Origin of the sequence: Streptococcus sp. D7B5, assembly GCF_029691405.1 — a bacterium.
Lineage (GTDB): Bacteria > Bacillota > Bacilli > Lactobacillales > Streptococcaceae > Streptococcus.
In genome coordinates this window covers 721,492-733,467 of the sequence record NZ_CP121467.1, presented here as the reverse complement: position 1 = coordinate 733,467, position 11,976 = coordinate 721,492, and the positions used below count along the sequence as shown (strand labels likewise).

General features: G+C 41.7%; 14 protein-coding genes. 13 read left to right on the top strand and 1 reads right to left on the bottom strand.

Annotated features, from left to right (window positions below):
- Positions 1 to 2: 2 nt before the first annotated feature.
- The 4 genes from pstB (at position 3) to P8P68_RS03535 (ending at position 2,915) form a co-directional block, all read left to right on the top strand.
- Positions 3 to 761 (top strand): phosphate ABC transporter ATP-binding protein PstB, encoded by a 759-nt coding sequence (gene pstB / locus P8P68_RS03550; protein WP_278276180.1) that lies wholly within the window; start codon positions 3 to 5, stop codon positions 759 to 761.
- An 11-nt stretch (positions 762 to 772) separates the two neighbouring features.
- Positions 773 to 1,426: a phosphate signaling complex protein PhoU gene (phoU, locus tag P8P68_RS03545; RefSeq protein ID WP_278276179.1), complete on the top strand. Its 654-nt coding sequence runs from the start codon at positions 773 to 775 to the stop codon at positions 1,424 to 1,426.
- A gap of 87 nt (positions 1,427 to 1,513) precedes the next feature.
- Positions 1,514 to 1,981: an NUDIX domain-containing protein gene (locus P8P68_RS03540; RefSeq protein WP_096406588.1), complete on the top strand. Its 468-nt coding sequence runs from the start codon at positions 1,514 to 1,516 to the stop codon at positions 1,979 to 1,981.
- A gap of 118 nt (positions 1,982 to 2,099) precedes the next feature.
- The gene (locus tag P8P68_RS03535; RefSeq protein WP_278276178.1) at positions 2,100 to 2,915 is read left to right on the top strand and encodes an ABC transporter substrate-binding protein; all 816 of its coding nucleotides are present in this window, start codon (positions 2,100 to 2,102) and stop codon (positions 2,913 to 2,915) included.
- Between the two features lie 20 nt (positions 2,916 to 2,935).
- Here P8P68_RS03535 and P8P68_RS03530 read toward each other — a convergent pair whose 3' ends face one another.
- A complete protein-coding gene (locus tag P8P68_RS03530) occupies positions 2,936 to 4,207 on the bottom strand; it encodes a PLP-dependent aminotransferase family protein (RefSeq protein ID WP_278276177.1) in 1,272 nt (423 codons plus the stop codon).
- 145 nt (positions 4,208 to 4,352) lie between these two features.
- Between P8P68_RS03530 and budA the strand changes: the two genes are divergently transcribed.
- From budA to P8P68_RS03485, 9 genes are all read left to right on the top strand, one after another.
- Positions 4,353 to 5,084, top strand: coding sequence for an acetolactate decarboxylase (budA, locus tag P8P68_RS03525; protein WP_000375405.1), 732 nt, complete (start codon positions 4,353 to 4,355; stop codon positions 5,082 to 5,084).
- Positions 5,085 to 5,093: 9 nt separating this feature from the next.
- Positions 5,094 to 5,846: a YhfC family glutamic-type intramembrane protease gene (locus P8P68_RS03520; protein WP_278276176.1), complete on the top strand. Its 753-nt coding sequence runs from the start codon at positions 5,094 to 5,096 to the stop codon at positions 5,844 to 5,846.
- Between the two features lie 111 nt (positions 5,847 to 5,957).
- Positions 5,958 to 6,863, top strand: coding sequence for a UDP-N-acetylmuramate dehydrogenase (murB, locus tag P8P68_RS03515; protein ID WP_044020537.1), 906 nt, complete (start codon positions 5,958 to 5,960; stop codon positions 6,861 to 6,863).
- Between the two features lie 159 nt (positions 6,864 to 7,022).
- Positions 7,023 to 8,180, top strand: coding sequence for an ABC transporter ATP-binding protein (locus tag P8P68_RS03510; protein ID WP_000742899.1), 1,158 nt, complete (start codon positions 7,023 to 7,025; stop codon positions 8,178 to 8,180).
- Positions 8,161 to 8,967 carry an ABC transporter permease gene (locus tag P8P68_RS03505; protein WP_000754111.1) on the top strand — a complete coding sequence of 269 codons (807 nt, stop codon included), beginning with the start codon at positions 8,161 to 8,163 and terminating at the stop codon, positions 8,965 to 8,967. Before P8P68_RS03510 ends, P8P68_RS03505 begins: the two co-directional genes overlap by 20 nt.
- Complete coding sequence (locus P8P68_RS03500; RefSeq protein ID WP_042902113.1) at positions 8,964 to 9,737, top strand: ABC transporter permease; 774 nt, start codon at positions 8,964 to 8,966, stop codon at positions 9,735 to 9,737. The genes P8P68_RS03505 and P8P68_RS03500 overlap by 4 nt, the downstream gene beginning before the upstream one ends.
- Positions 9,734 to 10,804, top strand: coding sequence for an ABC transporter substrate-binding protein (locus P8P68_RS03495; RefSeq protein ID WP_049490179.1), 1,071 nt, complete (start codon positions 9,734 to 9,736; stop codon positions 10,802 to 10,804). Before P8P68_RS03500 ends, P8P68_RS03495 begins: the two co-directional genes overlap by 4 nt.
- 148 nt (positions 10,805 to 10,952) lie before the next feature.
- Entirely contained in the window at positions 10,953 to 11,204 is a 252-nt protein-coding gene (locus P8P68_RS03490) for a hypothetical protein (protein ID WP_000704103.1), read from the top strand.
- A gap of 274 nt (positions 11,205 to 11,478) precedes the next feature.
- The gene (locus P8P68_RS03485; RefSeq protein WP_000847084.1) at positions 11,479 to 11,964 is read left to right on the top strand and encodes an LURP-one-related family protein; all 486 of its coding nucleotides are present in this window, start codon (positions 11,479 to 11,481) and stop codon (positions 11,962 to 11,964) included.
- Positions 11,965 to 11,976 lie beyond the last annotated feature (12 nt).

Here is an 11,976-nt window from a genome sequence, read left to right as displayed (position 1 = left end):
GCATGACAGAACCGATTTTGCAGGTTAAAGACCTGTCCGTTTATTACAACAAAAAGAAGGCCTTGAATAGTGTTTCCCTTTCTTTCCAACCCAAGGAAATAACCGCCCTCATTGGTCCATCAGGTTCAGGGAAGTCAACTCTTCTCAAGGCCATCAACCGGATGGGAGATTTAAACCCTGAGGTGACAACAACGGGGACAGTAATTTACAATGGTCACAATATCTACAGCCCCCGTACCGACACGGTTGAATTGCGTAAGGAAATCGGCATGGTTTTTCAACAACCCAATCCCTTCCCTATGTCTATCTACGAAAATGTTGTTTACGGACTACGTATCAATGGGGTCAAGGATAAACAAGTCCTTGATGAAGCAGTAGAAAAAGCCTTGCAACGTGCTTCTATCTGGGATGAAGTCAAGGATCGTTTGCATGATTCGGCTATTGGTCTCTCAGGAGGTCAACAGCAACGTGTCTGTGTTGCTCGTGTTTTGGCAACCAGCCCTAAAATTATCCTCTTGGACGAACCAACTTCAGCCTTGGATCCTATCTCGGCTGGTAAGATTGAGGAAACCTTGTATGGTCTAAAGGATAAATACACCATGCTCTTGGTAACTCGTTCCATGCAGCAGGCCTCTCGTATCTCTGATAAAACTGGCTTTTTCCTAGATGGGGATTTAATCGAGTTTAACGATACGAAGAAGATGTTCCTCAACCCACAAAACAAGGAAACAGAAGATTATATTACAGGAAAATTTGGATAAGGAGTTGAATGATGTTACGATCTCAATTTGAAGAAGATTTAGAGAAATTGCACAACCAGTTCTACGCAATGGGACAAGAAGTGCTTTCGCAGATCAATCGTACAGTGCGCGCCTTTGTCACGCACGACCGTGATTTGGCAAAAGAAGTCATTGAAGACGATGCAGAAGTAAATGAATACGAAGTGAAGTTGGAAAAGAAATCATTTGAAATGATTGCTCTTCAACAACCTGTTTCACAAGACCTTCGTACTGTCTTGACAGTTCTCAAGGCCGTATCCGATTTGGAACGCATGGGAGACCATGCAGTGTCTATCGCTGAAGCGACTATTCGTATGAAAGGGGAGCAACGTATCCCTGCCGTTGAGGAAGAAATCAAAAAGATGGGACGCGATGTGAAGAACTTTGTCGAAGCAGCTCTAGATCTTTATCTGAACGGTTCTGTGGATCAAGCATATGAAGTGGCGGCGATGGACGAAAAAATCAACCATTACTTTGATAGCATCCGTGATTTAGCTACAGAGGAAATCAAGAAAAATCCTGAAGCCATTGTTACAGGCCGTGATTACTTCCAGGTCATTTCCTTCTTGGAACGTATCGGAGACTACGCAAAAAATATCTGTGAATGGGTTGTTTACTTTGAAACAGGTAAGATTGTTGAATTATAAAGTATTCAAATGATAAAATGATTGTGAAAGCTTACTTTTTAATAGTAAGCTTTCGTTGTATTGATGTTTTTTTATCAGAGGTGAGTAATGGACTACATACAGAATATAAGAAAAAAAGTTGGGAAAGATAAAATTATTTTAAATTTCACCTGTGGAATATTAAATCAATCAGGAAAAATATTATTACAAAAACGAGCAGATAAAGGAACGTGGGGATTACCAGGTGGTGCTATTGAATTAGGTGAATCGGCTTTAGAAGCTTTAGTGCGAGAGTTTTATGAAGAAACGGGAATCGAAGTGAGAGCGGAAAAACTCTTAAATGTTTATACTAAATATTCAGATAGTTATCCGAATGGTGATGAGGCTCAAGTTCTTACAATTTTGTATTTAGTTTCATCTGAAACTTTTATTTCTACAAATTCTTTTTCAAGTGATGAAACTTTAGAATTAGGATTTTTTGATCATAGGGACGTACAAAATATTGCAATTGTAAACCAGCAACATCAAGATATGATAAATGATTTTTTTGAAAATAAGTTCCCAATAGACAGATAAACTAATCGCTGAATTTCTATTTTTTGTAACTATATTTTATGAAAATGCAAGAAAAACGTTGACAAGTAGTTTCAAATGAGTTATAATTATTCAGAAATAACAGAAAGGATGTTTATTTATGAAATTCAAGAAATGGATATTAGTTGTGTGTAGCATGCTAGCCAGCATGATTTTAGTAGCTTGTCAATCCAGTACGGATAGTTCCCAGTCTGCTGTGGATGCTATCAAACAAAAAGGGAAGCTAGTTGTTGCGACCAGCCCAGACTATGCGCCATTTGAATTCCAAGCCTTGGTTGATGGTAAAAACCAAGTGGTTGGTGCAGATATTGATATGGCTCAAGCGATTGCGGATGAACTTGGAGTTAAACTTGAAATCTCTAGTATGAGTTTTGACAATGTCTTGACCAGTCTTCAAACTGGAAAGGCTGACTTGGCTATTGCAGGAATTAGTGCCACTGATGAGAGAAAGGAAGTCTTTGATTTTTCAATTCCTTACTATGAAAACAAGATGAGTTTCTTGGTTAGAAAAGCCGATTTAGACAAGTACAAGGATCTTTCAAGTCTCGCAAGTGCCAATATCGCAGCTCAAAAGGGAACTGTTCCAGAAACCATGGTCAAGGAACAATTGCCAAATGCTCAATTGACATCCTTGACCAATATGGGTGAAGCAGTCAATGAATTGCAGGCTGGAAAAGTGGATGCTGTTCATATGGATGAACCAGTGGCTCTTAGTTACGCAGGTAAAAACTCAGACCTTGTTGTTGCATCTGTTAACTTGACGATGAAAGATGGCGAAGCCAATGCCGTAGCTATCAAGAAGAATCAATCAGACTTGAAATCAGTAGTCGATAAGGTTATCCAAAAACTGAAAGATGACGGAACCTATCAAACTTATCTTGAAAAAGCAGCGAAACTAACAGAAGTTGAACAATAAAAAGAAAGCAGAGTTGGACTTTAATCCAATTCTGCTTTTATGTATTCTAATAGCTCTTCTAGATTTTCAAGAGTGACTTTGGCAAACTGATAAGGACAGGCGTCCAAATAAGCCTTCTCAAAAAAGTCTAATTTGAGTGAGCTGTGTTTCAAACTGGCAATCTTAGGATAGTGTCTCAAATCAAGGAGAAGGCCATCATGTAGAGGATAGTGGGGTAAGGAACAGGTGTTTTCTTCAAGCACTTTCTTTATCTGAGCCTGATAGTTCTCTTGAAGGGTCAATCGAGCTAGACGATTTTTTTCAAATAACTGGCTATCGATATAAAGAGAAAGAGCCTTTTGCATGATGAGATTGCTGTCATAGTCCAGGATATTTTTGTAGGAAACAAAGGCCTCTTTTAGGGCATTTGGGAGAATGAGAGCGGTAATACGAAGGGCTGGAAAGAGACTTGTTGAGAAGGATTTGATATAAATGACCCGATTCTCAGTATCCAGATAGTGGAAGGTTTGCCCTTTTTTAGGGTCTAAATCTCCTAGATAGTCATCCTCTACGATATATACACCATACTGATTTGCTAGATCCAGAATGGCTCTTTTTTCCTGATCAGAATAGGAATGACCTAGGGGATAGTGGAAGCGAGGAATGGTATAGAAAAACTTGATTTTCCCAGATTTGAACTGTTCTTCTAGTTCGTCAAGGTCAATCCCATCGATTCGGCGTTCAATGGTCTGGTAGGCTAATCCCTGAGCGACCAAGAGGCGGTTCATCCGGTGGTAAGTCGGCTGTTCAACCAAAATCTCAGCTCCCTCGCTCGGAAAGTTAATCTGAGAAAGGATAAAGAGAGCTTGCTGGGTGCCAGATGTTAGAACCAGTTGGTCGGGTTTGCAGTAGAGGGCTTGGTCAAAGAGGAGTTGATGGACAGATTGTCTCAGTTCCTCAAGGCCTTCTTGGTTGTCATAGTAGTTGAAGAGGTAGTTTTCTCTTCCAATCAGTGTTTCATTGATGCAGAGTCTGAAATCGTCATAAGCACTGGCGTGTTCGTCAGTGACTTCGATTTCCAAGTCTTGGTGCTGTCCCTGTTCTAGAACATAGTAGCCACTTTGGGGTTTGGCATAGAGGTATTGTTCATGGCGCAATTCTAGTAGGGCTCGTTGGATAGTGTCCTTGCTACAGTGGAAGTCTTGGCTCAATTGTCGGATAGAGGGAAGCCGGCTACCAGTTGGGAATTTTCCTGATTCGATCCCCTTTTTTAGAAAGGAAACGACTGCTTGGTATTTACTTTCTTTCTTCATTCCAGACCTCCGTTGATTTTGTTACATTGTACCTTTTTTTTGCCTCCTTTGCAATGGGAAAAGCATTTCTCCCTTTCACAACTAGGAGCAAATGTGGTATACTTAGAAAGTATAATGATTCATTGAAAAGAAGATAAGAAAGAGAATGGATAGAAAAGTGCAGGAACCGGTTAAATTATTTCAATACAATACTCTAGGTGCCCTAATGGCAGGTCTCTATGGCGGAACCATGACAGTGGGAGAATTGCTAGAACATGGTGATCTTGGTTTGGGAACCCTTGATTCGATTGATGGGGAGTTGATTGTCCTTGATGGCAAGGCTTATCAAGCCAAGGGGTCTGGTCAAACACCTGAAATCGTTGAAGTGGCAGCGGATGCCCTTATTCCCTATGCAGCAGTGGTTCCTCATCAGGCAGAAGTGATTTTTCGTCAGCGCTTTGAGATGACGGATAAGGAATTGGAAAAACGAATTGAGTCCTACTATGATGGGGAAAATCTTTTTCGTTCCATCAAGATTCATGGCGAATTTTCACAAATGCACGTGCGGATGATTCCTAAATCCACACCTGATACCAAGTTTGCTGATGTAGCGACTCACCAACCTGAATATAGCCGTGAAAATGTATCGGGAACCATTGTTGGATTTTGGACACCGGAGATTTTCCATGGGGTGAGTGTTGCAGGCTACCATTTGCATTTTATCTCAGATGATTTGACCTTTGGTGGGCATGTGATGGACTTTGTTATCAAAGAAGGAATGATTGAGGTTGGGGCAGTCGACCAGTTGGACCAACGTTTTCCAGTCCAAGATCGCCAGTATTTATTTGCCAAATTTAACGTTGACGAGATGAAGAAAGATATTGATAAGTCAGAATAGGAGAAAAAGATGACAGTACATATTATCCTTACCATGATCGCTTTGGTTCTCATTCTAGTAAGTGGGACTTGGTATGCCAAAAAACGGTTTAAAATCTCTCTTGCAGTGATGGGCTTGGGGGCAATCGCATTTTTTGTTTCTTCTCAAGTGTTAGAGAAGATGGTTCACCTTCTGATACTCCATCCGCAAAAAGATGGAACCATTCCGCTTATGCAGGAGCAGCCTTTCTTATACGTCCTTTATGGGATCGCTATGGCAGCCCTCTTTGAAGAGACGGCTCGTCTTATCTTTTTTAAATGGTTGGAGAAAAAGAGAAAGCTAGAAGATCGAGATGCTTTGGCCTATGGTTTGGGACATGGGGGCTTGGAGATGCTCTATCTCGGAATGGGAAGCTTGATCAGTCTTTTGATTCTCTTTTCACTCATCCAGTCTTCAAATACTGATGTAGCCAATCTTCTTCCAAAGTCTACACTCGAAACGGTTCAGTCTCTTTCTGTATGGCAGGTTTATTTACTAGGAGTTGAACGTGTGCTTGCTCTGGTTCTACAAATTGGTCTTTCCATCTGGGTATATCAAAGTGTCCGTCAAAAGAAATGGATCTACCTCCTTGCTGCCTATGGTTTGCATGCCTTGTTTGACTTGGCTCCAGCCTTATCTCAAGTGGGATGGATTGCAAATCCGCTTCTAGTTGAGTTTATTCTTCTCGTAGAACTTCTAGCCTTTATCTGGCTAACCAAATCTACATTTTGGAAAAAATCATAAAAAGAGGGGCGACCTCTTTTTTTATGTAAAGATAAAACAAGCTCTTTTTATGGTCGTCAAATGTCTCTAAAAATGGTATAATGGAATGAATTTTGAAAAAGGAAGAGTGACATGTCAGTAAAAGAAAAAATGCTTGAAATCCTAGAAGGAATCGATATTCGTTTTAAGGAACCCTTGAAGACCTATACCTATACAAAGGTAGGAGGTCGAGCGGATTATCTTGTTTTGCCACGCAATCGCTATGAGATGGCCCGTGTCGTTCAATTTGCCAATCAAGAGAATATTCCCTGGATGGTGCTAGGAAATGCTAGTAATATCATCGTTCGTGAAGGTGGAATCCGTGGTTTTGTCATCTTGTGTGATAAGCTTAATAACGTTTCGGTTGATGGCTATACCATCGAAGCAGAAGCAGGAGCGAACTTGATCGAAACAACACGAATTGCTCTTCGTCATAGTTTGACTGGTTTCGAGTTTGCTTGTGGGATTCCTGGAAGCATCGGTGGAGCTGTCTTTATGAATGCGGGTGCCTATGGAGGAGAGATTGCTCATATCTTGCAGTCTTGTCAAGTTTTGACCAAGGAAGGGGAAATCGAGACCTTGTCAGTCAAGGACTTGGCTTTTGGTTACCGCCATTCAGCTATTCAGGATTCTGGGGCTGTTGTTTTGTCAGCTAAATTTGCCCTATCTCCAGGGAATCATCAGGTTATCAAGCAAGAAATGGACCGCTTGACGCACCTACGTGAACTCAAACAACCATTAGAATACCCGTCTTGTGGTTCAGTCTTTAAGCGTCCAGTTGGGCATTTTGCAGGTCAGTTGATTTCAGAGGCTGGCTTGAAAGGCTATCGTATCGGTGGTGTGGAAGTATCTGAAAAACACGCAGGTTTCATGATCAATGTTGCTGACGGAACGGCCAAAGACTACGAGGACTTGATCCAATCTGTTATTGAAAAAGTCAAGGAACACTCAGGTGTCACTCTTGAAAGAGAAGTCCGAATCTTGGGCGAGAAGGAATAAGGTTGGGGTTGAAAAATTGCTGCTATAACCATTGTAAAGGGGGTGAAAGCCTATCGTGAGTGAAGATGTATGTAGGCAGTTTAATCTCCTACACGAGGTAGTAGCGGCCTGACAGAGCCCTGATCTGTTAATTTATGAAAAAGAAGGAATTTATGACAATTGAAAAAACCAATTATTGAATTCAAAAACGTCTCTAAAGTTTTTGAAGACAGCAACACCAAGGTTCTCAAAGACATTAACTTTGAGTTGGAAGAAGGGAAATTTTACACTCTTTTGGGCGCATCTGGTTCAGGAAAATCAACCATCCTGAACATCATTGCAGGTTTACTGGATGCGACGACAGGGGATATTTTACTGGATGGGGTGCGGATCAACGATATCCCAACTAATAAACGAGATGTCCATACGGTCTTCCAATCCTATGCCTTGTTTCCACATATGAATGTGTTTGAAAATGTTGCCTTTCCACTCCGCTTGCGTAAAATCGACAAGAAAGAAATCGAACAACGCGTAGCGGAAGTTCTCAAGATGGTTCAGTTGGAAGGTTACGAGAAGCGTTCCATTCGTAAACTCTCTGGAGGACAACGTCAGCGTGTGGCCATTGCCCGTGCCATCATCAACCAACCCCGTGTGGTTTTGTTGGATGAGCCCTTGTCAGCGCTGGACTTGAAATTGCGAACAGACATGCAGTATGAACTGCGTGAACTGCAACAACGATTGGGGATTACCTTTGTCTTTGTCACTCACGATCAGGAAGAAGCTCTCGCCATGAGTGACTGGATTTTCGTTATGAATGATGGTGAGATTGTTCAGTCTGGAACACCAGTGGACATCTACGATGAGCCAATCAACCACTTTGTTGCCACCTTTATCGGCGAGTCCAACATCTTGCCTGGTACTATGATTGAGGACTACTTGGTCGAGTTTAACGGCAAACGCTTTGAAGCGGTCGACGGGGGGATGAAGCCAAATGAGCCTGTCGAGATTGTCATTCGTCCAGAGGATTTGCGCATTACCCTACCTGAAGAAGGCAAGCTCCAAGTTAAAGTTGATACCCAGCTTTTCCGTGGGGTTCATTACGAGATTATCGCCTATGACGAGCTTGGAAATGAATGGATGATCCACTCGACTCGTAAGGCCATTGTGGGTGAGGAAATTGGTCTGGACTTTGAACCAGAAGATATCCACATCATGCGTCTCAACGAAACTGAAGAAGAGTTCGATGCTCGTATCGAAGAGTACGTAGAAATCGAAGAGCAAGAAGCAGGTCTGATTAACGCGATCGAGGAGGAAAGAGATGAAGAAAACAACCTCTAAACTCTTTGTAGTGCCCTACATGCTTTGGATAGCCCTCTTTGTTCTCGCACCCTTGGTCTTGATTTTCGGTCAATCCTTTTTCAACATTGAAGGCCAGTTTAGTTTAGAAAATTATAAATCCTACTTTGCGTCACAAAACTTGACCTATCTTAAAATGAGTTTCAACTCTGTGCTCTATGCTGGAATTGTGACCTTGGTAACACTTTTCATCAGCTATCCAACAGCCCTCTTTTTGACCCGTCTCAAGCACCGTCAACTCTGGCTCATGCTGATTATCCTGCCAACCTGGATCAATTTGCTCCTCAAGGCCTATGCCTTTATCGGGATTTTTGGTCAAAATGGCTCTATTAACCAATTTTTGGAATTCATCGGAATCGGTTCGCAGCAGTTGCTCTTTACGGACTTCTCCTTTATCTTTGTCGCAAGCTACATTGAGCTTCCCTTTATGATTTTGCCGATTTTCAATGTCTTGGATGATATGGATAACAATCTCATCAATGCCAGCTATGACCTCGGTGCGACCAAGTGGGAAACTTTCCGCCATGTCATCTTCCCTTTATCGATGAACGGGGTGAGAAGTGGTGTCCAATCAGTCTTTATCCCTAGTTTGAGTCTCTTCATGCTGACACGTTTGATTGGTGGGAACCGTGTTATCACGCTGGGAACGGCTATTGAGCAGAACTTTCTAACCAATGACAACTACGGTATGGGTTCTACCATTGGTGTGATCCTCATCCTGACCATGTTCATCACCATGTGGGTGACCAAGGAAAGGAGAGAACGATGAAAAAATTTGCGAATCTCTACCTAGCCTTTGTCTTTATCGTCCTTTATTTGCCAATTTTTTACTTGATTGGCTATGCATTTAATGCTGGCGATGATATGAATAGCTTTACAGGCTTTAGCTTGAGCCATTTTAAAACCATGTTTGGTGATGGTCGCCTCATGTTGATCCTCACCCAAACCTTTTTCTTGGCCTTTCTAGCTGCCTTGATTGCGACCATTATCGGGACTTTCGGTGCTATCTATATCTACCAGTCTCGTAAGAAATACCAAGAAGCCTTTCTATCACTCAATAATATCCTCATGGTTGCGCCTGACGTTATGATTGGTGCTAGCTTCTTGATTCTTTTTACCCAGCTTAAGTTTTCACTTGGCTTTTTGACGGTTCTATCTAGTCACGTGGCCTTTTCCATCCCTATCGTGGTCTTGATGGTTTTGCCTCGTCTCAAGGAGATGAATGATGACATGATTCATGCGGCCTATGACTTGGGTGCCAGCCAGTTTCAGATGTTTAAGGAAATCATGCTACCGTACCTGACTCCGTCTATCATTGCAGGTTATTTCATGGCCTTCACCTATTCGCTGGATGATTTTGCCGTGACCTTCTTTGTGACGGGAAATGGCTTTTCAACCCTGTCAGTCGAGATTTACTCTCGTGCTCGTAAGGGAATTTCGCTAGAAATCAATGCCCTCTCTGCCCTTGTCTTTCTCTTTAGTATTATCCTAGTTGTTGGCTATTACTTTATCTCACGTGAGAAGGAGGAGCAAGCATGAAAAAACTCTATTCATTTTTAGCAGGAATTGCAGCAATTATCCTTGTCTTATGGGGGATTGCGACTCATCTAGACAGTAAAATCAATAGCCGAGATAGTCAGAAATTGGTTATCTACAACTGGGGGGACTATATCGATCCAGAACTCTTGGAGAAATTCACAGAAGAAACAGGAATCCAAGTCCAGTACGAGACCTTTGACTCCAACGAGGCCATGTATACCAAGATCAAGCAGGGTGGAACGACCTACGACATTGCCATCCCAAGTGAGTACATGATCAACAAGATGAAGGACGAAGACCTCTTAGTTCCTCTTGATTATTCAAAAATTGAAGGAATCGAGAATATCGGACCAGAGTTCCTCAACCAGTCATTTGACCCGGGCAATAAATTCTCCATCCCGTACTTCTGGGGGACCTTGGGAATTGTCTACAATGAAACCATGGTAGAGGAGGCGCCTGAGCATTGGGATGACCTCTGGAAACCAGAATACAAGGATTCCATCATGCTCTTTGATGGGGCGCGTGAGGTGCTGGGACTCGGGCTTAACTCACTCGGTTACAGTCTCAACTCCAAGGATCCTCAGCAGCTGGAAGAGACAGTGGATAAGCTCTACAAACTGACTCCAAATATCAAGGCCATTGTGGCGGACGAGATGAAGGGTTACATGATTCAGAACAACGCTGCTATCGGTGTGACTTTCTCTGGGGAAGCTAGGCAGATGTTGGAGAAAAATCCTAACCTCAAGTATGTCGTTCCGACTGAGGCCAGCAATCTCTGGTTTGATAACATGGTCATTCCAAAAACCGTGAAAAACCAAGATGCGGCCTATGCCTTTATCAACTTTATGTTGAAACCCGAAAATGCTCTGAAAAATGCGGAGTATGTGGGCTATTCAACCCCAAACCTACCAGCCAAGGAAATGCTCCCAGAGGAGACTCGTGAGGACAAATCCTTCTATCCAGACGCTGATACCATGAAACATCTAGAAGTTTATGAGAAATTTGACCATAAATGGACAGGAAAATATAGCGACCTCTTCCTACAGTTTAAAATGTATCGGAAGTAGGAGATAAACGTAATAAAACGAATCAGTTAAGCTGGTTCGTTTTTTTAATAGAAGTTAACTTTTACAGCCTTATCTTTTTCTATTCGAGTTGCTTATTTGCTTGCCTAGTAGTATACTAAGTTTATACGAATAGAAAGCGGTAACAAAGATGAAAATATCTACTTTTTTCAAAAAAAGTTATTGGCCAACCTTTTTGATTGTTCAACAAACAGCTATACTAATCCATTTAAAGGATGGCTTGGATAGACAATACCTAACAACGGATTCCATATATTTGGTGATAGGGTACTTTATATTTGTAAATATTTTCGAAGCTATCTTTAGCAATTCAAAACTTTGGGATAAAAGTTGGGATAAAAAGAGTGATAGCAGTAAGAAAAAATATATTCTGAAAAAGTAATCTGAGATGTAGGGAATGGGTCTGATTCAATGGAGATGATTCCCAGTTGACGCAGAACTCAAAAAACGATATAATAAGAAAGTTGAGAATTGATTTTCAGTTGTCTTAGTCCAGAGAATTGGCGGTGCTGCAAGCCATCTAAGCTAGGAAGTCATGCTACTCAATCAGACAATTGCATAAGAATAAGAGAATGACAAGTTCATTGAATGAAGGTGGTACCGCGGTTTTTCGCCCTTCGTGATATGGACTTGTCTTTTGATTTTTGGAGGTGTTTATGAAGACATTTCTTGTCAAACAAAAGTTTCGTCTTGGAGGCGAACGTTTTGATATCAAGGATGACAGAGGAGTAGTGAACTATCAAGTGGAGGGATCTTTCTTCCAAATTCCTAAGACCTTTACCATCTATGACGCCTATGGTGAGCAAGTCAGTGAGATTAGTAAAGAATTTTTCACCTTGCTTCCTCGCTTTACTATTCAGCTACGAAACGGTTCCAATTTCGTTATTCGTAAGAAGTTGACCTTCTTTCGAGATAAGTATGAGTTTGACAATCTGGGGCTTCGTATCGAGGGCAATATCTGGGATTTGAATTTCAAATTGCTGGATGATCGTGACCAAGTGATTGCCGAGATTCGGAAAGAGATTTTCCATTTGACCTCAACTTACACCGTAACCGTCTATGAAGACTCTTATGCAGACCTAGTCATTTCCCTCTGTGTCGCGATTGACTATGTGGAGATGCTGGAAAGCCAATCAAATTAAACAAGTAAATAA